Source organism: Clavibacter sp. AC415 (assembly GCF_979252985.1).
Genome location: NZ_CEEDAR010000008.1, coordinates 29,830 through 53,229 on the forward strand (window position 1 = coordinate 29,830; position 23,400 = coordinate 53,229).

Here is a 23,400-nt window from a genome sequence, read left to right on the forward strand (position 1 = left end):
CCGTGCCCGACCTCGTGACCGACCGCCTGCTGCTCCGGCGCTACGCCGCCGCCGACGCGCCCTTCCTCCTCGACCTGCACTCCCGGGCCGACGTGCAGCGGTGGATCGGCTCGGGCCGCGTCGAGGCGGATCCGGCCCAGGCCGCCGCGCGCGCGGACCGCTACGCCGCGCTCGACCACCCCGTGCGCGGGATCTGGGCGATCGTCGACCGCGCCGACGGCGCCCTCCTCGGGTCGCTGCTGCTGAAGGGGCTCCCCGCATCCGCGGATCCCGTGCCGGACGACGACCCCGCCCCGCGCGACGCGCCCGCGGAGGGCGAGACGGAGATCGGCTGGCACCTGCACCCGGACGCCTGGGGACGCGGCGTCGCGACGGAGGCGGCGCGACGCGTCCTGGTGCACGCGGCCTCCGGCGGGCTGACGCGCGTGCTGGCCGTCACGAACCCGGCCAACGCGCCGTCGCAGGCCGTGTGCCGGCGCATCGGGATGCGCGCCCTCGGCCGCACCCGCGGCTACTACGACGCCGAGTGCGAGCTGTTCCGCGTCGACCTCGGCTGAGGGGGATCGGGCATTCGTCCCGCGTCCCTTTTCCGGCATCCGAGGAATCCGCGACTAGCGTGGGAGGCGATGCGAGGGGGCTCCGCGACGATGCGGCGCGTCTCGATCCGCATCGCGCACCAGGAGGACGATCGATGATGATCACGCAACCATCCGCACCAGGACGCGGGACACCCGCGGACGGAGCACCGCAGCCACGCCCGAGGAGGAGGGGGATGCGCGCGGTCGCCGTGACCGCCGGCCTCGCCACCGCCCTGTCCCTCGCGGGGCTCCCCGCGCACGCCGCGACGCCGTCCGGCGCGGCCGCGCGGGCCGCCGCAGCCGCTCCCGCAGCCGCTCCCGCAGCCGCTCCCGCAGCAGTCACCCCGCCGGCTCCCGCCGCCGTCGAGGACGCGACGTTCACCCCGGGCGAGGCTCGCCTCGACACCGCGGGGAACGTGATCCAGGCGCACGGCGGCCAGATCGTCCCCTCGGTCGACGAGACCGGCGCCACCGTCTACTACTGGTACGGCGAGGACCGCTCCAACGGCTACGCGTCGAGCCCCGGCGTGCACGTGTACTCGTCGCGCGACCTGGAGGCGTGGACCGACGAGGGCCTCGCGCTCCGGGCCATGTCGTCGCCCGACCAGTTCGACGCCGACCCCTTCTTCGCCGCCCTCTACGGCGACCTCGACGCCGACGCGCGCGCCGCCGTCTACGAGGACCTCGGCACGACGCCCGCGGCCGGGTCCTCGCGCCCGGCGGCGATCCTGGAGCGCCCGAAGGTCATCCACAACGAGGCGACCGGCCAGTGGGTCATGTGGATCCACACCGACGGCCCCACCGCCACGAGCGACGCCCAGTACGCGAAGGCCACCGCGGGCGTCGCGGTGTCCGACTCGCCGACCGGCCCGTTCCGCTACCTGCAGGACTACCGGCTCCACGAGGCGCCCCCGGGCGAGCCCGACTACCAGCCGAGCAGCAAGGGCATGGCCCGGGACATGAACCTGTTCGTCGACGACGACGGGACGGCCTACATCATCTACTCGAGCGAGGAGAACTACTCGCTCTACATCTCGAAGCTCGACAGCGACTACACGGCGCTGGCGACCGGGCCCGCCGACGCGGTCAAGGGCGTCGACTTCACGCGCCCCTACATCGGCGCGCACCGCGAGGCGCCCGTGCTCTTCAAGTCGCACGGCACCTACTACCTCATCACCTCGGGCGCGACCGGCTGGAACCCCAACCCGGCCTCGTACGCGACGGCGACCGACATCCTCGGCACCTGGACCGACCGCGGCAACCCCGCGCAGGGCGACGGCGCCGCCACGACCTTCGGGTCGCAGAGCACCTCGGTGATCCCGATCGACCCGGAGGGCGGCCGCTTCGTCTACATGGGCGACCGGTGGACGCCGGACGACCTGGCGAACGCGCCGTACATCTGGCTGCCCCTCTCCTTCGGCGAGGGCGGATCCATGACGCTCACCGACCCGGGCACGTGGAGCGTCCGCGATATCCCGGCCTACGCGCCGTGGGAGGTCACGACGGAGATCGCCGCCACCGTGCGCACCGACGACGCCTCGTCGCTGCCCGACGAGGTCGAGGTGCGGAGCGACGGCACGACCACGACGACCGGCATCACCTGGGACGCCCGGGCGCTCGCCGGGGCCGGTCCCGTGCAGCTGCGCGGCACGCTCGACGACGGGGCGCACGCTCGTCCGCCGCGTGGTCGTCGTGCCGCAGGACCTCGAGTACGCGGTGGACGCGGGCGGCTGGGCGACGGCAGACTGGAAGGCCGTTGTGCAGGCGGCCGCGGGCGACGCGCCGCTCCTCGGATCGGTGCCGGAGCAGCCGCTCGGCCAGGACCCCGCCACCGGCACCACCTGGGGCTGGACCGGATCGAGCGACGTGAAGGGCGACGCCGGCGGCGACCTGTACTCGACGCTCCGCTGGGCGAAGTCGGGCGCGACGCTCACGTACTCCTTCGGCGGGCTGACGCCCGGCGAGCACCGCGTCGACCTCGGGTTCTCGGACCCGTGGACCACCGCGAGCCGCACCGCGCGCATCACGCTGAACGGGCAGGTCGTCGAGCGGGCGCGGCCCTTCGGCGCCGACTCCTCGAGCGCGTACACCGCGGTCGTCGGGGCGGACGGCGTGCTGGAGGTGGAGATCGCGAAGGCGGCGGGACCGGACATCCAGGTCAGCTTCCTCCTGGTCTCCGGCGGCCCCTCGGCGCTCGCCGAGCAGAGCATCGCGTTCACCGCGCCCACCCGCGCGACCGCGGGCGGCGACCCCATCGCGCTGAAGGCCACCGCGACCTCGGGCCTGTCCGTGTCGTTCGCGGCCTCCGGGGCGTGCGAGGTCGACGGCGATCAGCTCACCCCCACGTCCGCGGGCGTCTGCACCATCACCGCGACGCAGGCGGGGGATGACGAGTACGCACCGGCCGAGGCCGTCACGCGCACCTTCCGGGTGCAGGCGGCGGTCCTCGACGACTTCGCCCGACGCGGCTCCGCGGTCGGCGGATCCTGGACCGGGTCCACCGCCGCGACCGCCTACCGGCTCGCGGCCGGCACGCTCCGCCCGTACCAGGGCGGCGCGCTCCTCCACGGCGAGGCGCTCGGCGCCACGCAGGAGGCGGCGGTGCGGCTCACGAAGGTGTCCCGCACGGCGCAGTCGGTCGGCCTCGTCCTCAAGTCGCAGTCGGCCCGCACGGTCGACCGCGGCGCGATCACGGTCGCGTACGACGCGCGGACGAAGGCGATCACCACCACGGCGATCGCGACCGACGGCACCCGCACGGCCTACCCGGCGATCCCGGTGGAGCTGCTCGCGGGCGACGTCCTCACGGCGCGCTACACGGCCGACGACACGGTGGAGGTCCTCCTCGACGACGACCTCGTCGCCACGACGGAGCTCTCCGACGCGGACGCCGCGCGCTTCCACGACGCGACCGGCCGCATCGGCCTGTGGACGCAGGGCGCGCTCCTCACCGTGCTCGACGACTTCCGCGGCGGCACGACGGTCGGCTGACGACCGGCCGGCGAGCGGGGGCGCGTCACGACGCGCCCCCGCTCCCGGCGTCAGTCCCCGCTCTCGCGGGCCCTCCGGGTCTCCCGGTCGTTCGCCTTCCGGATCCCGTCCACCAGCTCGTCCTTCGTCATGCGGCTCCGGCCGCTCACGTCGAGGCGGCGCGCGACGTCCATCAGGTGCGCCTTCGACGCGTTCGCGTCGACCCCGCCCTGCGTCCCCGCGCCGCGACGCTCGGCGCCGTCGTCGGAGGGGCCCTTCTCGCCCTTCGGCTCCCAGTGGTCGCCGACCTTCTCGAAGCCGTGCTTCAGCGCGGCGTAGGCGGTGCGCTCGGCGCGCTCGCCGGATCCGTACTGCTCCTCCGCGGAGGCGTGCGCGGCCGACCAGGTGGCCTGCGCGTGCTCGGGGGAGCGGCGGATGGTGCTCGGCATGTCGTCGTCGTCGGGGGCCACGGATCCTCCTCGTGCTCGGGGCGGGCGCCTCGTGCGCCGCCGTCCCTCCACCCTGCCCCCTCGACCGCCCGGAGGCGCAGCGCGCGTCACCCGGACGCGCACGAAGGGGCGCCTCCCCGGTAGTGGCGGGGGAGGCGCCCCGACATGGTGGGCGGCGGTGCTAGCGGAGGGTGACCTTCGCGGTGACGGCCTTGCCGGTCTGCGCACCGGTGAGGGTGAGCGTGAGCGGGCCGCTCGTGGCGGGGGCGGTGAAGGGGATCGTCACCTTGCCGTCGATGACGTCGAAGGTGCCGACGAGCTCGCCGGCGGAGGTGGTGAGCGTCACCTGGCGGTCGCCGGCGAAGCGGGTGCCGGTGATCGTGATCCTCTCGCCCTTGTCGGGACGGAAGTCGCTGGAGACGACCGAGGCGCCCTTGCTGAGCGCGGCCGTGTCCCGGTCGAGCCTCAGCGTGTTCGCCATCGTGAAGAAGGTGTCGGTCTGGTCGGTGAGGCCGACGACGTTCGCCGCCCCCGGGCCGTAGGCCGCGACGCGGACCTGGCTGCCGGTGTGCTGCTGCGACCCGCCGAGGGCCGCGGTGCCGTAGGACAGCTTCATGACGCCGCCGTCGAGGGTGCGGACGGCGGCGCTGAGCGACGTGGGCGGCGTGTTGTCGACGATCTGGCTGGAGTGCGCGTGGTCGGCCGTCACGATGACGAGCGTGTTGCCGTCCTTCTTCGCGAACGCCATCGCGGACTGGACGGCCTCGTCGAGGTCGAGCGTCTCGCCGATCTGGCCGCAGGGGTTCGCGGCGTGGTCCTGCTTGTCGATGCTGGCGCCCTCGACCTGGAGGAAGAAGCCCTTGCCGTCCTTGTTCGTGTCCAGCAGCGAGATCGCCTTGTCGGTCAGCTTCGCCAGCGACAGGTCGCTGCTGAGGCGGGCCGGGTTCGGAACGCAGTCCACGGGGGCGAGGTCGGCGCCGCCGACGGTCGCGGGGGTGGGCGAGAAGCGGGTGGGGAAGTTGCCCGGGGTGAACAGGCCGAGGACGGGCTGCGTCTGGTCGGCGGCCTTCACGCCGTTCAGACCGGCGGCGTCCCGGACGACCTGGTAGCCGCGCTGGGCGGCCTGGTCGAACAGGGTCCGGCCCTGGTACCGGCCGGCCTTCGCGGTCTGGGTGAAGCTCGCGGATCCGCCGCCGAGGGTGACGTCGGGGCGGGTGTCCAGCAGCTGCTCGCTGATGGAGCCGAGGCCCCCGGCAGCGAGGGCGTCGTCGCCGCACGAGGCGGAGTCGGGGCCGTAGCAGGAGCGGCTGTCGACGTGGGCGACCTGGACGGCCGGGGTGGCGTCCTGGATCTCGGCGGTGCTGACGTCGCCGGTGCGCAGGCCGTTGGCCTTCGCGATCTCCGTGAGGGTCGCCTGCGGCTTCCCGTCGATGTCGACGCTGATCGCGCCGTCGTAGGTCTTGGTGCCGGTGGCCCAGCCGCTGCCGGTCGCGGCGGAGTCCGGGACGTAGTCCGGCTTCCCCTTGCGGTCGCCGTCCTTCTCGAGCGAGTACGTCGTGTACTGGCCGGTCAGGGGCGGGGCGTCGAGGCCCGGGAGGCGACCGGCGGCGCCGTACTGGTAGTCACGGGCGATCGTGATCTCGGAGTCGCCCATGCCGTCGCCGATGAGGAGGATGACGTTCTTCGCGCCGGAGTTCTTGATCTCGGCGCGGATCTGGGAGGTCTGGTCGGCGCCGCCGAGGCGGGCGGCGCCGCCGTTCTGCGAGAGGGCCATGCCGGCGGCGAACGCGCCGGCCGGCAGCAGGATCGTCGCGACGACGGCGGCGGCGGCGATCGGGAGGACGCGGCGACGCGGCTTCGGGGAGGTGGTGGACTTCATGGGGATGCTGTTCTCCTAGGTGGTGCCCCCGGGCGGGGCGCATCCCAGCGTCCGCCGTACGGCGTCGGCGCCAGGTGTACCGTCGGCGTCCAGCGCGCGAACATCGTTGCCACGTGTCAACTTCTGCGCATGCGACGCGTCGCCCGGGACGGCGTGCCGTGCCCCCGCCGCCCAGGGGATGATGGACCCATGGCGTCTCCGCTCCACCCCCGCACCCCGTCCCTCCTCCGACGCGCCGCGCTCGCCGCGGGCGCCGCCGCGCTCGTGCTGGGCGGTGCGCTGATCCCCGCGGGTCCCGCCTCCGCGCACGACCGCCTGGTGGGGTCCACGCCCGCCGCGGACGCCACCGTCACCGCCGAGCCCGGCACCATCGCCCTCGACTTCAGCGAGGACCTGCTCTCGCTCGACGCCCAGAACTCGGGCTTCGCCATCCAGGTCGTCAACGCGTCCGGCGGCACCTTCCACGAGGACGGCTGCGTCACGGTCGACGGCACCACGGCCACGAGCCGCATCGCGCTCGGCACGGCCGGCACCTACCAGGTCACGTGGCGCGCGGTCTCGAGCGACAGCCACCCCATCGACGGCACGTACTCCTTCACCTACGCGCCCGAGGGCGACACGACGGGCACGCCCGCGGTGCTCGCCGCGCCGGCATGCGGCGACGCGTGGGCGGGCAGCGCGGCCACCGCGACGCCGGAGCCGGAGCCCGAGGGCACCATGACGACGCAGGGCGCCGAGGACCAGGTAGCGCCCGCCCCGACGTCCGACGCGCAGTCCGGCGAGTCGGTGCCGCTCGCCGACGCGGCGGAGACCACGCCCGTGTGGGTGTTCGTCCTCATCGGCCTCGTTATCCTCGCGGCCGCCGTGCTCGTCGTGCTCGGCGTGGTGCGCCGGTCTGTCGCGCCGGTTCCCGGGCGAGGACGGGCGGAGCGTCGGCGGTCCGACCGACGGCGCCGACGACCCGCGCTAGCCCCGGCGACCCGCGCTGGCCCCGGCGACCCGGGCCAGCGCCAGCGACCCGCGCCAGCCCCGACGACCCGCGCTAGCCCCGGGGATCCGGGGCCTGGTCGTCCCCGCCGAGGGCGCGGCGCAGGGCCTGGAGGTCGTCCCCGTCGAGGGTCCCCGCGAAGCGGAGCAGCGCGGCCTCGCGGTCGCGCGTGGCCGCGAGCGCGCCCGACATGAGCGACGCCGCGTGGTCCGTGCGCGATCGCGCGGGCGCGAACGTGAGGGCGCGCGCCTCGTTCGAGCGGGTGACGAGCCCCTTCTGGCCCAGCCGGTCGAGGACCGTGAGCACGGTCGTGAGCGCGGGCCGGGGATCCGGGATGCGCGCGACGACGTCCTTGCCGGTGAGCGGCTCGTCGGCGTCCCACAGGGCGTCCATGATTGCGGCCTCGAGCTCCCCGCGGGGGCGCTGGCGTCCGATCGGCACGGTCGGCTCCCCTCGGGTAAGGCGGTGGATGGAGGTCACGATCCTACGCCGGACCGCGGCTCCCGCTCCGCGGCCCTCAGCCGGCACCCCGCCGGATCGGGCACGATGGACGCATGACCGATTCACAGGACCGAGAGCCCACCCCCCTCGAGCAGGCCATCGCGCGCGGCCAGGCCGGCGAGTCCGACATGACCGCCGTCCTCACGGAGTTCATCAACACGACCGTGGTGGTGCCCACCGCGACGCCCCTGACCCCGGAGACCGACCAGCTCCAGCCGGTCCTCTTCGACCGCGACGGCGTGCCCATGCTCGCCGCGTTCACGCACGAGGACCGCATCGACGAGAAGGTCACGAGCGTGGCCGACCACGTCGCCACCATCCCCGCCGCCGAGCTCGTCCAGGCGATCCCGGAGGGCACCGGCCTCGTCATCAACGTGGGCACCACCGACGGCTTCGAGATGATGCCCGAGGGCGTCGCGCAGCTCGCCGACGACGTCCGCCGCGTCATCGACCAGGACGAGGACGGCACGCAGCCCGGCGCCCCCACCCCGTCCGCGCCGTCGCCCGACGCCGTCTGACCGAGGCACGCCGACCACCCGGCGCCGCCGCACCCGAGCAGGGGGCGGCGGCGTCGTCGCGTCCGGGGCGTGCACGCGGCGTCCCCCGGATCGTCACACGACGGAAACGTCCCGCTCGATATGCTGGTCCACGTAGCACGGCCGCGCACGCATCGCGGGAGAGCTCCTCCGGGAGCACCGAAGGAGCAAGCCTCCCCGCCAATCTCTCAGGTCCCTGTACCGCGATGCACTGGCCACTCTGAAAAGCAGTCGTCCCGTACGGCTCGCCCACGGTGAAAGCACCGTCCTCGGACGGCGCGAAGCTCTCAGGCACATGACAGAGGGGGAGTCCCGCACCCGGCGCGCCCGCGCCGGAGGAACCCGGGAGGACTCCATGCCCGACGCACCCGCCGACGCCCCGGACGAGGCGCAGCCCCGCCGCTCCCCGCTGCACGCCGTGCACGAGGGCGGCGGGCGCCTCCTTCACCGACTTCGCGGGCTGGCTCATGCCGGTCCGCTACACGAGCGACCTCGCCGAGCACCGCGCCGTGCGGGAGGCCGCCGGCATCTTCGACATCTCGCACATGGCCGAGATCTCCGTGGAGGGGGAGGGCGCCGCCGCGTTCCTCGACTCCGTCCTCGCGGGCCGGCTGTCCGCCATCGCCGAGTGGCAGGCGAAGTACACGCTGCTGCTGGATCCCTCCGGCGGCATCGTCGACGACCTCATCGTCTACCGCACCGGCGAGGAGTCCTTCCTCGTCGTCGCCAACGCCGGCAACCACGATCCCGTGCTCGCCGTCCTCGCCGAGGCCGCCGCAGATCGCGACGACGTCGAGGTCGACGACGCGAGCGACGACGTCGCGCTGATCGCCGTCCAGGGCCCGGTGTCCCGCGCGATCCTCGAGGCCACCGAGGGCCTCGACACCGAGGCGCCGCTCGAGGCGCTCCGCTACTACCGCGCGACCCCGGCGCGCTTCGCCGGGCAGGACGTGCTCGTCGCCCGCACCGGCTACACGGGCGAGGACGGCTACGAGCTGTACGTCGCCACGGAGGACGCCGTCGCGCTGTGGGAGGCGCTCATCGCCGCCGGCACGCCGCTCGGTCTCCTGCCGACGGGCCTCGCCTGCCGCGACACCCTGCGCCTCGAGGCGGGCATGCCGCTCTACGGCCACGAGCTCGGCCTCCACACGCTCCCCGTCCAGGCCGGCCTCGGCAAGGTGGTCGCGCTCGCCAAGGAGGGCGACTTCCGCGGGCGCGCCGCCGTGGAGCGGGGCCCGGATCCCGTGGCCCGCGTGCTCGTCGGCCTCGTCACCGAGGGCCGGCGCGCACCCCGCGCCGACTACGCCGTCTACGCCGAGGAGGCGGCGGGCGACTCCGCCGCCGCCCTCGAGGCCGTGATGGACGCGACCGAGGGCGCCGTCCCGCCCGTCGGCATCGTCACCAGCGGTGCCCTGTCGCCCACGCTCGGCCATCCCGTGGCCATGGCGTACGTGGATCCCCCGCTCGCCGCCCCCGGCACGCGCCTCACCGTCGACGTCCGCGGCACGCGCGTGCCCGCCACCGTCGTGACCCTCCCGTTCTACTCGCGAAAGGCCCTCGCATGACCGACCAGACCAGCCTCCAGTACACCGCCGAGCACGAGTGGGTGCAGGTCGACGGCGACGTCGCCACCGTCGGCATCACCGCCTACGCCGCCGACAAGCTCGGCGACGTCGTCTTCGTCGAGCTGCCCGGGGTGGGCGACGAGCTCTCCGGCGGCGAGGTCGTCGGCGAGATCGAGTCGACCAAGTCCGTCGGCGAGCTCTTCGCGCCCATCGACGGCACGGTCACCGAGGTCAACGACGAGGTCGTCGCCTCGCCCGACCTCGTGAACAGCGACCCGTTCGGGGCCGGCTGGCTGGTGAAGGTGCGCTTCGAGGCGCTCCCCGCTCTCCTCAGCCACGACGAGTACCGCGCGCTGGTGGGCGAGTGACCGCCGTCGACGCCGGCACGCGCCCGGCCGCCACCGCCGTCCCCTCCTCCGTGCCCGACGCGGCCGAGGAGTCGTCCGCGTTCGCGCCCGGCGCGTTCGGCGCCCGGCACATCGGCATCGACTCGGAGGCGCGCGCCACCATGCTCGGCGTCCTCGGCCACGACTCGATCGCCTCGCTCCTCGCGAAGGCCGTGCCGGAGACCATCCAGGTCGGCCGGTTCCGCACCGACGGCGACTCCGTGCTGCCCGAGGCAGCGACCGAGCGGGACGCCCTCGCGGAGCTCCGCCGCATCGCCGGCCGCAACCGCGTGCGCACGTCGATGATCGGCCTCGGCTACCACGACACCATCACGCCCGCCGTCATCACCCGCAACGTGCTCGAGAACCCGAGCTGGTACACGGCCTACACGCCGTACCAGCCGGAGATCTCGCAGGGCCGCCTCGAGGCGCTCATCAACTTCCAGACGATGGTGGCCGAGCTGTCCGGGCTCGCGACCGCGAACGCGTCCATGCTCGACGAGTCGACCGCGGTCGTCGAGGGCATGCTGCTCGCGCGCCGGGCCTCGAAGGCGAAGACGCCCGTGTTCCTCATCGACGCCGACGCGCTGCCGCAGACGCGTGCGCTCCTCGACAGCCGCGCCGCCGCCCTCGGCATCGACCTGGTCGCCCACGACCTCGCCACGGTGGATCCCGCGGAGCTGCCCGACGCGTTCGGCGCCTTCATCCAGTACCCCGGCGCCTCCGGCCGCGTCTGGGACCCGAGCGCGGTCATCGCCCGAGTCCACGAGGCCGGCGGCCTGGCGGTCGTCGCGGCCGACCTGCTCGCCCTCACGGTCATCACGTCGCCCGGCGAGCTCGGCGCGGACATCGCGGTCGGCACCTCGCAGCGCTTCGGCGTGCCCATGGGCTTCGGCGGTCCGCACGCGGGGTACCTCGCCGTACGCGCCGGCCTCGAGCGGCAGATGCCCGGACGGCTCGTCGGCGTCAGCCAAGACGCGGCCGGGCATCCCGCCTACCGCCTCTCGCTGCAGACCCGCGAGCAGCACATCCGCCGCGAGAAGGCCACGAGCAACATCTGCACCGCGCAGGTGCTCCTCGCGGTCATGGCGTCGATGTACGCCGTGTACCACGGGCCGAAGGGCCTCCGGGTGATCGCGCGCCAGGCCAACCGGGGCGCCCGCCGCCTCGTCCGGTCGCTGGCGTCCGTCGGCGTCGAGCCGCTGCACGCGGCGTTCTTCGACACCGTGCGGGTCTCTGTGCCCGGCCGTGCCGACGAGATCCTCGCCGAGGCCGCCCGGGGCGGGGTCAACCTGCTCCGCGTGGACGCCGACACGCTCGGCTTCAGCGTCGACGAGGCCACGCGCACCGAGGACCTCCGGGTCGTCGCCCGCGCGTTCGGCGCGGAGCTCGCCGACGACGAGGGGGCGGCCGGCGACCTGTCGTCGATCCCCGAGGCGTCCGTGCGCACGAGCGAGTACCTGACGCACGCGGTCTTCTCCACGCACCGGTCCGAGACCGGCATGATGCGCTACCTCAAGCGTCTGTCCGACAAGGACTACGCGCTCGACCGCGGCATGATCCCGCTCGGCTCCTGCACCATGAAGCTCAACGCGGCCACCGAGATGGAGGCGGTGACCTGGCCCGAGTTCCAGGCCATCCACCCCTTCGCGCCCGTCGACGACGTGGAGGGCTACCTGGAGCTCGTGCTGCAGCTCGAGACCTGGCTCGCCGACGTCACGGGCTACGACACCGTGAGCCTGCAGCCGAACGCGGGCAGCCAGGGCGAGCTCGCGGGCCTCCTCGCGATCCGCGGCTACCACCTCGCGAACGGCGACGCCGAGCGCACCGTGTGCCTCATCCCGCAGAGCGCGCACGGCACCAACGCCGCGAGCGCCGTGCTCGCGGGCATGCGCGTCGTGGTCGTCGCGTGCGACGAGCTCGGCAACGTCGACCTCGGCGACCTCCGTGCGAAGATCGCCGAGAACCGCGACACGCTCGCGGGCCTCATGATCACCTACCCCTCCACCCACGGCGTCTACGAGCACGAGGTCGGCGCGATCTGCGACGCCGTCCATGAGGCTGGCGGCCAGGTGTACGTCGACGGGGCGAACCTCAACGCCCTCCTCGGCTTCGCCCGGTTCGGCGACTTCGGCGGCGACGTCTCGCACCTCAACCTGCACAAGACGTTCTGCATCCCGCACGGCGGCGGCGGGCCCGGCGTCGGCCCGGTCGCGGCGAAGGCGCACCTCGCGCCCTTCCTGCCCGGCCACCCGCAGGCGCAGCGCAACGTGCACGCGCTCGTGCAGGGCGGCGTCGTCTCGACCATCGAGCACGGTGGCGCCCCGGTGTCGGCGGCGCCCTACGGGTCGCCGAGCATCCTCCCCATCAGCTGGGCCTACGTCCGGATGATGGGCGCGGAGGGCCTCATGCAGGCGACCGGCGCCGCGGTGCTCTCGGCGAACTACATCGCCGCGCGCCTGCGCGACCACTACCCGGTCCTCTACGCCGGGGAGGACGGCCTCGTCGCGCACGAGTGCATCCTCGACCTCCGCCCGCTCACGGCCGCCACCGGCGTGACGGTGGACGACGTGGCCAAGCGCCTCGTCGACTACGGCTTCCACGCGCCCACGATGAGCTTCCCCGTGCCCGGGACCCTCATGGTCGAGCCGACCGAGAGCGAGGACCTCGCCGAGGTCGAGCGCTTCGTCGCGGCGATGATCGGCATCAAGCAGGAGGCCGACTCGGTCGCCGCGGGCGAGTGGCCCGCCGACGACAACCCGCTCCGGAACGCGCCGCACACGGCCGAGTCGGTCATCGCGGGGGAGTGGATGCACGCGTACACGCGCGAGCGCGCCGTCTACCCGGTGGTGGCGACGCTCGTGCGCGACAAGTACTGGCCGCCGGTGCGCCGCATCGACCAGGCGTACGGCGACCGCAACCTCTTCTGCGCGTGCCCGCCGCCGGAGGCCTTCGCCTGATCCGCGGCTGACGCACGCCGCACGACGCGCGCACGACGAGGGCGGCGGGACCATCCGGTCCCGCCGCCCTCGTCGCACGTCCGGCAGCCGAGCCCTAGTGCTCCGTCGCCTTCTCGGCGCCGTGCCCGGTGAGCGAGCGCACGTCCATCTCGGCTGCGACGAGCGGGTCCTCCTTGCGCGTCGACGTGACCGTCCCGATCCAGCCGAGCAGGAACCCGACGGGGATCGACACGATGCCGGGGTTGCTCAGCGGGAACCACGAGAAGTCGGCTCCCGGGATCATCGACGTCTCGGCGCCCGACACCACGGGGGAGAACGCGATGAGCACGAGCGCCGTCCCGAGCCCGCCGTACATGCTGAGCACCGCGCCCCGGGTGGAGAACCGCCGCCAGTAGAGGGAGTAGAGGATCGTCGGCAGGTTGGCGCTCGCGGCCACCGCGAACGCGAGCGCCACGAGGAACGCGACGTTCTGCCCGTTGGCGCCGATGCCCGCGATGATCGACACGATGCCGATCACGACCACCGTGATCCGCGCGACCCGCACCTCGCCGTTCGCGGACACCTGCCCCTTCTTGATGACGCTGCCGTACACGTCGTGCGCGAAGGACGCCGCCGCCGTGATGGTGAGCCCGGCGACCACCGCCAGGATGGTCGCGAACGCCACCGCGGCGATGATCCCGAGGAGGATCGGCCCGCCGAGCTCGAGCGCGAGGAGCGGCGCGGCGGAGTTCACGCCGCCGGGGGCCGCGAGGATCCGCTCGCTGCCGAGCAGCGCGCCGGCACCGTAGCCGAGCACCAGGGTGAAGAGGTAGAAGACGCCGATGAGCCAGATCGCCCAGACGACGCTGCGGCGGGCCTCCTTCGCGGTCGGCACCGTGTAGAAGCGCATGAGCACGTGGGGGAGGCCCGCCGTGCCGAGCACCAGCGCGAGCGCGAGCGACAGGAAGTCGAGCTTCGTGATCCCCGTGGCCCCGTACTGGTTGCCGGGCTCGAGCACGGGCTTGTCGGCCGCGGCCGCCGCGGCGCCCATCAGCTCCGAGATGTTGAACCCGTGGATCGCGAGCACCCACACGGTCATCACGGCGGCGCCCGCGATGAGCAGGCACGCCTTGATGATCTGCACCCAGGTGGTGCCCTTCATCCCGCCGACGAGCACGTAGACGATCATCAGCGCCCCGACGACCGCGATCACGAGCGACTGCCCGAGCCGGTCGTCGATGCCGAGCAGCAGCGAGACGAGCCCGCCGGCGCCCGCCATCTGGGCGAGCAGGTAGAAGAAGCAGACCGCGAGCGTCGTCGTGGCCGCGGCCAGCCGCACCGGACGCTGCTTCAGCCGGAAGCTCAGCACGTCGGCCATCGTGAACTTGCCCGTGTTGCGCATGAGCTCGGCGACCAGCAGCAGGGCCACGAGCCACGCCACCAGGAACCCGATGGAGTAGAGGAACCCGTCGTACCCGTTGATGGCGATGGCGCCGACGATGCCGAGGAACGACGCCGCCGAGAGGTAGTCGCCCGCGATCGCGGTGCCGTTCTGCGGTCCGGTGAAGGAGCGGCCGGCGGCGTAGTAGTCCGCGGCCGTCGAGTTGTTCCGGCTCGCGCGGAAGACGATCACCAGGGTGATGACCACGAACGCCCCGAAGATCGAGATGTTGAGGACCGGATCGCCCGTGTCGGTCGTCGGCGTGGTGGCCATGACCGAGACGCCCGGCGCGCTCACCGTCGGCCGCCCTTCCGGCGCTTCGGCGGGGTGCTCCCGCGGGGGCGCGTCGCGGCGACGCGCTCGCGCTCCTCCAGGTCGGCGCGGATCTCCGCGGCGATCGGGTCGAAGCGCGCGTTCGCCCGGCTCACGTACCAGGTGGTGATGGCGAACGTGGTGACGAACTGCCCGAGCCCCAGCAGGATCCCGAGGTTCACGTTCCCGATGACGGGCGTGGACATGAACTCGTGCGCGTAGTCCGACAGCAGGACGAACGCGAAGTACCAGACGAGGAACGCGACGGCCAGCGGGAAACACGAAGCCGCGGTGCGCGCGCTTCAGCTCCCGGAACCGGGCCGAGTCCTCGACCTCCCGGTAGTCGACGGCCGGCCGGGGGTCCCCGACCGGATGAGCGGCGTCGCCCATGTGATCTCCTCGAGATGAGGCCGCACCTCGTCGTGCGACATTCCCAGGTTAGGCACAGGCGACGGGTGTTGACCAGGGCCCGCCCCCGGATCGTCCGGCGGGCCGGCTCAGGAGAACAGTCCGGGCAGCAGCTGCAGCGCCACCGGGTACCCCACGAAGCTCACGACGTCGAGGATCAGGTGGGCCACCACGAGGGGCGCCGTCCGGCCGAACCGCACGTAGCACCAGCCGAACACGACCCCCATCGCCACGTTGCCGACGAAGGGCCCGTAGCCCTGGTACAGGTGGTAGCTGCCCCGCAGCACCGCCGCAGCGAGGATCACGGTCCACGTCCCGAGCCGCCCGTTCCCCCAGCCGAGCTCGCGGAGCCGTGTGAAGAGGTAGCCGACGACGATCACCTCCTCCTGCAGGGCCGCGCGGAGCGCGACCAGCACGAGCACCGGCACGGTCCACCAGTAGGAGTCGAGGGCGGTCGGCACCACGTCGACGGTGATCCCGAGGGCCCGGCCCGCGAAGTACAGCCCGAGCCCGGGCACGCCGATGAGCGCGGCGAGCCCGAACCCGGCGGCGACGTCGCGTACGGGCCGGGTGAGGTCGAGGCCGATGCGCCGGAACGCGCTGTGGCCGGGCTGCCACAGGAGGTAGAGCACGAGGGCCACCGGCACGAGCGCGGTCGCGACATCGAGCAGCTGGTAGAGGAGGTCGAACACCTGCCGGTCGTTCAGGCTCCGGTTGATGGTCGCGCTCTGCGACCCCAGCGACTCGGTGCGGGTCGACAGGTCGACGATGCGGAGGACCGAGTACACCGCGCTCGCCCCGAGGGAGAGCCCGAGCACGATCGCGATCTCCCACCGGAGCCGCGTCCGCGCCGTGCGCTCCAGCGGCGGACGGGGGGCGCGGGGGCGGTCGGGAGCGTCGGGCACGGGCCGATCCTAGGCGCGCGCGCCCGCCCGGCCGCCCGGCGGCTGGGCGTGGCCGGTGAGGGCCCCGGACGACGCGATCCGTCGCCGGAGGCGGTGGGAACGCGCGATCCCGACGGTCGAGACGCACGGATCCGGACCCCGACGCACGGATCCGCGCGTCCGAGTTACCGGTATGTAACGTTTGGGTCCAGTTTTTGCAAAGACTCCCAGCCGTACCTAGGGTCGTTCTTATCTGCGCGGTCGACCGCACGCACGGTGGGTCCGCGCCATTCCCATGCACAGGAGGAACATTGAAAATCAGACGCCTTGTGGTGGCTGGTGCTGCAATTGTCTCCGGTGCCCTCGTCCTCAGCGGCTGCTCTGCGCCCGCTCAGGAGTCCGAGGTCATCGACGGCTCTTCGATCACCGTGGCCTGGAACGACCCGTTCCTCGAGTACAACAACCTGTCGGCGACCGGCAACGCGACCGCCAACACGAACATCGTCTACCTGACGAACCGATCGTTCAACTACTACGACGACGGCCCGACCCTGGTGAAGGACGAGGACTTCGGCACCTACGAGAAGGTCTCCGACGACCCGCTCGTGGTGAAGTTCACCATCAAGGACGGCGTCAAGTGGAGCGACGGCACCCCCGTCGACGCGGCGGACATGCTGCTCAACTGGGCGGCGAACACCACGAACGTCAACACGGTCGGCGGCGACGACGTCCAGACCGACGAGGAGACCGGCGCGGTCACCACCGGCGACGACCAGGTCTTCTTCAACTCCGGCGCCGTGGCGGACACCCGCCTCGGCCTCGTCACGCAGACCCCCGAGATCGGCGACGACGGCCGCAGCCTGACCTACACGTACGACAAGCCGTACGTCGACTGGGAGGTCGCGACCGGCAACGGCGTCGGCGTCTCCGCCCACGGCACGACCCAGCTCGCCTTCCCGGACGACGACCTGTCGGCCGAGGACGCCAAGGACAAGCTGATCACGGCGATCCAGGACAAGGACGCCAGCGTCCTCGCCCCGGTCTCCAAGATCTGGAACGACGGCTACCGCTACTCGGACATGCCCGGCCGAGGCGCAGAAGACGCTGGCCACCGGCCAGTACGTCATCTCGGACCTCAAGGCCGACCAGTACGTGACGCTCACCGCGAACCCCGAGTACACCGGCAGCAAGAAGCCGAAGTACCAGGAGATCACCGTCCGCTTCATCGCCGACCCGCAGGCGCAGATCCAGGCCCTCGAGAACGGCGAGGTCTCGATCGCGTCCGGCCAGCCCACGGCTGACCTCCTCAAGCAGGTCCAGGGCCTCAGCGGCGTCGAGTACAAGGGCCAGGCCGAGGGCACGTACGAGCACGTCGACCTCCAGACCACCAACGGCGGCGCGTTCGACGCGGCGAAGTTCGGCGGCGACGAGGAGAAGGCGAAGCTCGTCCGCCAGGCGTTCTTCAAGACCCTGCCGCGCGAGGAGATCCTCGAGAAGCTCATCAAGCCCCTCCAGGAGGACGCGGAGCTCCGCAACTCGAACGTCTTCGTGCCCGGCACGGAGAACTACGAGGCCTCCGTGAAGGAGAACGGCTACGCCGACCAGACGGTCGACATCGAGGGTGCCAAGGCGCTCCTCGCCGAGGCCGGCGTCACGGGCACGATCGACGCCCGCGTCCTCTACGGCCAGGGCAACACCCGTCGCCAGCAGGAGTTCGAGCTCATGCGCCAGTCGGCCAGCCAGGCCGGCTTCAACCTCATCGACGTGAACAGCGCGACGTGGGGCGCCGACCTCTCCAGCAAGACCGACTCGTACGACATCGCCCTCTTCGGATGGCAGTCCACGAGCCTCGCGGTCGGCGAGTCCGGCCCGAACTACCAGACCGGCGGCATCAACAACTACTACGGCTGGTCCAACCCGGAGATCGACGACCTGTTCACGCAGCTCGACACCGAGACCGACCCCGACAAGCAGCGCGACATCCTGATCCAGGCGGAGACGCTCATCCAGGAGCAGAGCTGGACGACGCCGATCTTCCAGTTCCCGGGCCTCACGGCCTGGAGCGACACGGTGACGGGCGTCAAGCCGGCCTTCCTCTCCCCGACGTTCTTCTGGAACTTCTACGAGTGGGCACCGGCGAACACCTCCGCCGAGTAGCACGGCAGCAGTGAACGCGCACCCCCGAACGGGGTGAGCGTGAGGGTGCCGAGGCCACCTGGCCTCGGCACCCTCTCCATGTCCGTTGCCGATTCGTGATCCGCGGATCCGGCCGCGTATGCTCTCGTCGGGTCGGGTCACGAGCCCTGGCCGAACACAGAAAGGGACGTCGTCGCCCTGTGCTTACCTTCGTCTTGAGACGCCTCGTCGCGTCGTTCTTCGTCCTCCTGGGCGCCAGCTTCATCATCTACAACCTGGCCGCCAACTCGGGTGATCCGCTCGCCGACCTGCGCGAATCGCCGTCGCCCAACCGCGACGCGCTCATCGCGGCCCGCACGGAGGCGCTGAACCTCGACGTGCCGCCGCCGCTGCGCTACTTCACCTGGCTCGCCGGCGTCTTCAAGGTGTTCATCGGCCAGATCGACCTGGGGCGCGCCATCGACGGCCGCGAGGTCAACGGCATGATCGCCACGGCGGCCGGCCAGACCATCCAGCTGGTGACCATCGCCACCGTCATCGCCGTCATCATCGGCGTCGCCATCGGCATGACGACGGCCCTCCGCCAGTACAGCGGCTACGACTACACGGTCACGTTCTCGTCGTTCCTCTTCTTCTCCCTCCCCGTCTTCTTCGTGGCCGTGCTGCTGAAGCAGTACGTCGCCATCGGCTTCAACGACTTCCTGACGGACCCCTCGATACCGCCGCTGGTCATCGTGGTGCTGTCCCTCCTCTCCGGCTTCGTCTGGATGAGCATCATCGGCGGCGACCCGAAGCCCCGCCTCGTCGTGTTCGGCTCCGCCACCGTCATCACCGCGATCGTGCTCACGTACCTCACGATCACCGAGTGGTTCGCGCGCCCGGGGCTCGGCATCCTCCTCATCGCCGCGCTCGGCGCGCTCATCGCGGTGCTCATCACGTCGCTCTCCACGGGCCTGCGCAACCGGCGCGCGTTCTACTCCGCGCTCGGCATGGCCGCCCTCGGCGCCGCGCTCTGGTTCCCGCTCCAGTACGTGCTCACGGTCTCCGCCCCCTGGTGGATCACGCTCGTCCTCATCGCGGCCTTCGCCGTGGTCGGCATCGTCGTCGGCTACGTGGTGGGCCAGAACGACAAGCCCATCGTCGCGCGCGGCGCCGCCATCACCGGCGGGCTCGTGGCGCTGCTGATCATCGTCGACCGCGTCATGCAGGTGTGGCCCGACTACGTGCAGAACACGCGCGGGCGCCCCATCGCCACCGTCGGCGCCGTCACCCCGGGCCTCAACGGCTCGGTCTGGCAGGGCATGCTCGACAGCTACACGCACCTCCTCCTGCCCACCATCGCGCTGCTGCTCATCTCGGTGGCCAGCTACTCGCGCTACTCGCGGGCGAGCCTGCTCGAGGTCATGAACCAGGACTACGTGCGCACCGCGCGCGCGAAGGGCCTCACCGAGCGCACCGTCATCATGCGGCACGCGTTCCGCAACGCCATGATCCCCGTCGCCACCGTCATCGCCTTCGACGTCGGCGCGCTCATCGGCGGCGCGGTCATCACGGAGACGATCTTCGCGTGGAAGGGCATGGGGTCGATCTTCCAGGACGCCCTGCGCACCACCGACCTCAACCCCCTGATGGGATTCATCCTGATCACCAGCATCCTGACCGTGATCTTCAACATGCTGGCCGACATCCTGTACTCGGTCCTCGATCCTCGAATCCGGGTGAGCTGACACATGACGAACGCACTGATGGGGAACCCCAACGACCCCCACAACGACCCGAACCTGCCCGAGGGCGGTGCCAACTCCGAGCTGACCATCGAGCAGCGCGAGATCGAGGGCCTCAGCCAGGGCACCGTCGTCCGCCGTCGGTTCCTGCGTCACAAGGGCGCGATGACCGCGCTCGTCGTGCTCGTCCTGGTCGCGATCCTCGTGTACTCCTCCGTCGGCATCCAGTTCCTCGGCCTGCGCATCCCGGGGTGGTGGATGTGGGGCTACGAGAACGCCTCGCCCATCGTCAACGGCGGCGACCCGACATGGGTGCTGCCGTTCCAGTTCGGCTCCCACCCCTTCGGCCAGGACGAGATCGGGCGCGACATCTTCGCCCGCGTCATGCGCGGCACGCAGCAGTCCATCGTCGTGATGGTCGTATACGGCATCATCGCCGCGTTCCTCGGCATCGTGATCGGCGCCCTCGCCGGGTTCTTCCGTGGCCGCATCGACTCGATCCTGATGCGCTTCACCGACCTGATCATCGTGATCCCGGTCATCGTCATCGCCGCCGTCCTCGGCCGCACCTTCGGCAGCCTCGGAGCGGCCGTGCTCGGCGTGACGCTCGGTCTGGTCGGCTGGCCGAGCCTCGCGCGCCTCGTACGCGGAGAGTTCCTCAGCCTCCGCGAGCGCGAGTTCGTCGATGCCGCCCGCGTCGCTGGAGCCTCCAACAGCCGCATCGTCTTCCGGCACATCCTGCCGAACGCCATCGGAGTCGTCATCGTGTCGACGACGTTGCTCATGAGCGCGGCCATCCTGCTCGAGGCTGCGCTGTCCTTCCTCGGCTTCGGCATCCGGCCGCCGGACGTCTCGCTCGGCCAGATCATCAACGAGTACCAGGGCGCCTTCTCGACCCGGCCGTGGCTGTTCTGGTTCCCGGGCCTGTTCATCATCATCATCGCGCTGTCGATCAACTTCATCGGCGACGGCCTGCGCGACGCGTTCGACCCGCGCCAGCGGCGCATGCCGGGCGGACAGGGCCCCTACCGCCAGATGTTCGCCATGCTCACGGGCCGCGGCGGACGCGACAGCGGCCCGAAGGCAGGGTCGGGCGCCGAGGGCGTCCGCGTCTCGCCGCCCGTCGGGTCCGCGCGACCGGACTCGCAGGCAGACGGCCCGGCGTCCGACCGCACGGACGGCCGATGACGGTGACGGCGACGCGCCGGCCCGTCGGCCCCGCCCGCGGCTCCGGTCCGGTCTCAGACCAGGCTGCTCGCCACGGTCGCGACGACCAGCACCGCCAGCACGGCGATCTCGACCCAGTGCGTACGGACGCGGCGGGCCGCCTCCTCGACCGGGCCGCCCAGGTGGCCCGCCTCGGCGAGGTCGGCCAGGCGCAGCCGGATCACCGTGGCCGCGTCGCCCGAGTCGGTGCGCGGCAGGTCCCCGCGACGGGCGTCCCGCATCATGGCGCTGAGGTACGGCTGGTTCCGCTCCTCCTTCGTCGTGATGTAGGCGTTCGAGTGCCGGCCGGGCGCCGGAGCGGCCCAGGCCGTGACGCGCTCGTGCGCGGTCGTGATGTTCAGGGCCCACTTCGTGTCCACCCGGCGGATCGCCGGCCACGAGATGTCGTGAGTGCGGAAGACGTTGCGGATCTCGACGCCCTCCGTGGCGATGCGCACCCGCGGGTTCCAGAAGACGAGCCACGACGCGTAGGCCAGCATCAGCGGAGCCCACACCGCCGTCGGCAGGAGGTCGGCACGACCACCGACCACGGTGCTCACGAGCACCAGGACCGCGATCGCCGAGACGATCACGGTCAGCAGGCGTCCGAACGACGGGCGGATGACGACGGGCTGATCCATGGCCTCATCGTCCCACGGCCCGCATCGACGCCCCCCGACACCCCTACTTCCACCAGCCAGGAGGCCGCAGCATGAGCGCTCACGCGAACGGGGCGGATCCCGCCGCCCCCATCCTCGAGGTCTCCGGCCTCGGAGTCGACTTCTGGGTCGGCGACGAGTGGATCCCCGCGGCCATCGACCTCGACTACACGGTCAACCCGGGCGAGGTGCTCGCGATCGTCGGCGAGTCCGGCTCGGGCAAGAGCGTCAGCTCGATGTCGCTGCTCGGCCTCCTGCCGAAGAACGGCCGGGTCCGGGGAGCGCCAAGCTCAAGGGCGTCGAGATGGTCGGCGCCGACCAGGCGACCCTGCGGAAGGCGCGCGGCAACGACATCGCCGTCATCTTCCAGGAGCCGATGACCGCGCTGAACCCCGTCTACACGGTGGGCTTCCAGATCGTGGAGGCGCTGCGCGTCCACCAGTCGATCATCCCGTCGGCCGCGAAGGTGCGCGCGCTCGAGCTGCTGAAGCTCGTGGAGATGCCCGACCCGGAGAAGGCGTTCGACTCCTACCCGCACCAGCTCTCTGGAGGGCAGCGCCAGCGCGCCATGATCGCCCAGTCGCTGTCGTGCGACCCCGACATGCTGATCGCCGACGAGCCGACCACGGCGCTCGACGTGACCATCCAGGCGGAGATCCTCGACCTGCTGCGGAAGCTGCACCAGCGCCTCAACAGCGCGATCGTCATCATCACCCACGACATGGGCGTGGTCGCCGACCTCGCGACCAACGTCATCGTGATGAAGAGCGGCCGCATCGTCGAGCGCGGCTCGGTGCGCGAGATCTTCCAGGCGCCGAAGGACCCGTACACGAAGCAGCTGCTCGCGTCGGTGCCGCACCTCGGCACCGGCGAGGCGTCGCAGGTGGAGGTCGCGGCCCGCACCACCGAGCCCGCCATCTCTCTGAAGGACGTCGACATCGACTACCCGAAGCTCGGCCGCGTGCCGGCGTTCCGGGCCGTGTCCGGCGCCTCCTTCGACATCCACCCCGGTGAGGTCGTGGGCGTCGTCGGCGAGTCGGGATCCGGCAAGACGACCATCGCCCGCGCCGCGGTCGGGCTCCTGCCCGTCGCCGGCGGGGAGATGACGGTCGCGGGGCGCCGCATGACCGGCATCTCGCAGAAGGACCTCCGGGCCGTGCGCCGCGAGATCGGCATCGTCTTCCAGGACCCGGGCTCCTCGCTGAACCCCCGCTGGCCCATCGGCCAGAGCATCGGCGAGCCGCTCGAGCTCTCGGGCCAGTTCTCGAAGAAGCAGCAGAGCGACCGCGTCGAGGAGCTCCTCGACCAGGTCGAGCTGCCGCGCAGCTTCCGCAACCGCTACCCGAACGAGCTCTCGGGCGGTCAGCGCCAGCGGGTCGGCATCGCCCGGGCGCTCGCGCTCCGGCCCAAGGTGCTCGTGGCCGACGAGCCCACCTCGGCGCTCGACGTGTCGGTGCAGGCGCGTGTGCTGGCGCTCTTGCAGGAGATCCAGAAGGAGCTCCAGTTCGCGTGCCTCTTCGTCAGCCACGACCTCGCGGTGGTCGACCTCCTCGCCGACCGCATCGTGGTGATGAACCACGGCAAGATCGTGGAGCAGGGGCCGACCGAGTCGATCCTCCGGAACCCGCAGCACCCGTACACGCAGAAGCTCATCGCCGCCGTGCCGCTGCCGGATCCCGACCAGCAGCAGGAGCGCCGTCAGCTCCGCGAGGCCCTGCGCGACCAGCAGCCGCCCGCGGCCTGATCCGCGGCGCGCCCGCGCCCGCACCACCCGGCCCGCCGTCCGGCGCACCCCCTCGCGGGGGCGCGCGGGCGGCGGGCCTCGTCATGCCGCTCGCG

Annotated in this window: 15 protein-coding genes, 5 pseudogenes and 2 riboswitches; of the genes and pseudogenes, 13 read left to right on the forward strand and 7 right to left on the reverse strand. The window is 72.2% G+C overall.

Annotated elements, in window-relative coordinates; genetic code table 11:
* Window positions 1-2 precede the first annotated feature (2 nt).
* The 3 genes from ACZ411_RS02570 (at window position 3) to ACZ411_RS02580 (ending at window position 3,569) form a co-directional block, all read left to right on the forward strand.
* Window positions 3-557, forward strand: coding sequence for a GNAT family N-acetyltransferase (locus ACZ411_RS02570; protein ID WP_464168310.1), 555 nt, complete (start codon window positions 3-5; stop codon window positions 555-557).
* Window positions 558-772: 215 nt separating this feature from the next.
* Window positions 773-2,968, forward strand: a complete 2,196-nt coding sequence (locus tag ACZ411_RS02575; RefSeq protein ID WP_464168312.1) for a glycoside hydrolase family 43 protein — start codon at window positions 773-775, stop codon at window positions 2,966-2,968.
* A complete protein-coding gene (locus ACZ411_RS02580; protein ID WP_464168314.1) occupies window positions 2,868-3,569 on the forward strand; it encodes a hypothetical protein in 702 nt (233 codons plus the stop codon). The genes ACZ411_RS02575 and ACZ411_RS02580 overlap by 101 nt, the downstream gene beginning before the upstream one ends.
* A 50-nt stretch (window positions 3,570-3,619) precedes the next feature.
* Here the strand turns inward: ACZ411_RS02580 and ACZ411_RS02585 are convergent, their stop codons facing one another.
* Together ACZ411_RS02585 and phoA are read right to left on the reverse strand one after the other, a co-directional pair.
* On the reverse strand, window positions 3,620-4,018 hold the full coding sequence (locus tag ACZ411_RS02585) for a ChaB family protein (protein WP_104290097.1): 399 nt from the start codon (window positions 4,016-4,018) through the stop codon (window positions 3,620-3,622).
* Window positions 4,019-4,178: 160 nt separating this feature from the next.
* Window positions 4,179-5,876 carry an alkaline phosphatase gene (gene phoA, locus ACZ411_RS02590; protein WP_464168317.1) on the reverse strand — a complete coding sequence of 566 codons (1,698 nt, stop codon included), beginning with the start codon at window positions 5,874-5,876 and terminating at the stop codon, window positions 4,179-4,181.
* Between the two features lie 189 nt (window positions 5,877-6,065).
* Between phoA and ACZ411_RS02595 the strand changes: the two are divergent.
* A pseudogene (locus ACZ411_RS02595) lies at window positions 6,066-6,416 on the forward strand (copper resistance CopC family protein); the annotation flags it as partial.
* A gap of 502 nt (window positions 6,417-6,918) precedes the next feature.
* Here the strand turns inward: ACZ411_RS02595 and ACZ411_RS02600 are convergent.
* A complete protein-coding gene (locus ACZ411_RS02600; protein ID WP_464168319.1) occupies window positions 6,919-7,305 on the reverse strand; it encodes a BlaI/MecI/CopY family transcriptional regulator in 387 nt (128 codons plus the stop codon).
* Between the two features lie 113 nt (window positions 7,306-7,418).
* Here ACZ411_RS02600 and ACZ411_RS02605 point away from each other — a divergent pair, with 113 nt between their 5' ends.
* The 4 genes and pseudogenes from ACZ411_RS02605 to gcvP all read left to right on the forward strand — a co-directional run bounded on the left by ACZ411_RS02605 (window position 7,419) and on the right by gcvP (window position 12,812).
* On the forward strand, window positions 7,419-7,883 hold the full coding sequence (locus tag ACZ411_RS02605; protein ID WP_094116318.1) for an SseB family protein: 465 nt from the start codon (window positions 7,419-7,421) through the stop codon (window positions 7,881-7,883).
* 145 nt (window positions 7,884-8,028) lie between these two features.
* A riboswitch (glycine riboswitch) is annotated at window positions 8,029-8,115 on the forward strand.
* Between the two features lies 1 nt (window position 8,116).
* Window positions 8,117-8,210, forward strand: a riboswitch (glycine riboswitch).
* Window positions 8,211-8,256: 46 nt separating this feature from the next.
* Window positions 8,257-9,466 (forward strand): annotated as a pseudogene (gene gcvT / locus ACZ411_RS02610) (glycine cleavage system aminomethyltransferase GcvT).
* Window positions 9,463-9,834, forward strand: coding sequence for a glycine cleavage system protein GcvH (gene gcvH / locus ACZ411_RS02615; RefSeq protein ID WP_094116316.1), 372 nt, complete (start codon window positions 9,463-9,465; stop codon window positions 9,832-9,834). Before gcvT ends, gcvH begins: the two are co-directional and overlap by 4 nt.
* Window positions 9,831-12,812 carry an aminomethyl-transferring glycine dehydrogenase gene (gene gcvP / locus ACZ411_RS02620; protein ID WP_464168323.1) on the forward strand — a complete coding sequence of 994 codons (2,982 nt, stop codon included), beginning with the start codon at window positions 9,831-9,833 and terminating at the stop codon, window positions 12,810-12,812. Before gcvH ends, gcvP begins: the two co-directional genes overlap by 4 nt.
* 94 nt (window positions 12,813-12,906) lie before the next feature.
* Here gcvP and ACZ411_RS02625 read toward each other — a convergent pair whose 3' ends face one another.
* The 3 genes and pseudogenes from ACZ411_RS02625 to ACZ411_RS02635 form a co-directional block, all read right to left on the reverse strand.
* A complete protein-coding gene (locus tag ACZ411_RS02625) occupies window positions 12,907-14,505 on the reverse strand; it encodes a solute symporter family protein (protein WP_464168364.1) in 1,599 nt (532 codons plus the stop codon).
* A 20-nt stretch (window positions 14,506-14,525) separates the two neighbouring features.
* Window positions 14,526-14,934 (reverse strand): annotated as a pseudogene (locus ACZ411_RS02630) (DUF485 domain-containing protein).
* Between the two features lie 107 nt (window positions 14,935-15,041).
* Window positions 15,042-15,857, reverse strand: a complete 816-nt coding sequence (locus ACZ411_RS02635) for a CPBP family intramembrane glutamic endopeptidase (RefSeq protein WP_464168325.1) — start codon at window positions 15,855-15,857, stop codon at window positions 15,042-15,044.
* Window positions 15,858-16,444: 587 nt separating this feature from the next.
* On the opposite strand from ACZ411_RS02635, the pseudogene ACZ411_RS02640 reads away from it, so the two are divergent.
* From ACZ411_RS02640 to ACZ411_RS02655, 4 genes and pseudogenes are all read left to right on the forward strand, one after another.
* Window positions 16,445-16,567: pseudogene (locus tag ACZ411_RS02640) on the forward strand (hypothetical protein); the annotation flags it as partial.
* Window positions 16,568-16,961: 394 nt separating this feature from the next.
* Window positions 16,962-17,993: an ABC transporter substrate-binding protein gene (locus ACZ411_RS02645; RefSeq protein WP_464168366.1), complete on the forward strand. Its 1,032-nt coding sequence runs from the start codon at window positions 16,962-16,964 to the stop codon at window positions 17,991-17,993.
* A 179-nt stretch (window positions 17,994-18,172) separates the two neighbouring features.
* The gene (locus tag ACZ411_RS02650; protein ID WP_104344483.1) at window positions 18,173-19,699 is read left to right on the forward strand and encodes an ABC transporter permease; all 1,527 of its coding nucleotides are present in this window, start codon (window positions 18,173-18,175) and stop codon (window positions 19,697-19,699) included.
* Window positions 19,700-19,702: 3 nt separating this feature from the next.
* Complete coding sequence (locus tag ACZ411_RS02655; RefSeq protein ID WP_464168328.1) at window positions 19,703-20,884, forward strand: ABC transporter permease; 1,182 nt, start codon at window positions 19,703-19,705, stop codon at window positions 20,882-20,884.
* Between the two features lie 53 nt (window positions 20,885-20,937).
* Here the strand turns inward: ACZ411_RS02655 and ACZ411_RS02660 are convergent, their stop codons facing one another.
* Complete coding sequence (locus tag ACZ411_RS02660) at window positions 20,938-21,543, reverse strand: PH domain-containing protein (RefSeq protein WP_464168330.1); 606 nt, start codon at window positions 21,541-21,543, stop codon at window positions 20,938-20,940.
* Between the two features lie 71 nt (window positions 21,544-21,614).
* Between ACZ411_RS02660 and ACZ411_RS02665 the strand changes: the two are divergent.
* Window positions 21,615-23,305, forward strand: a pseudogene (locus ACZ411_RS02665) (ABC transporter ATP-binding protein).
* The last annotated feature ends 95 nt before the right edge of the window (window positions 23,306-23,400 follow it).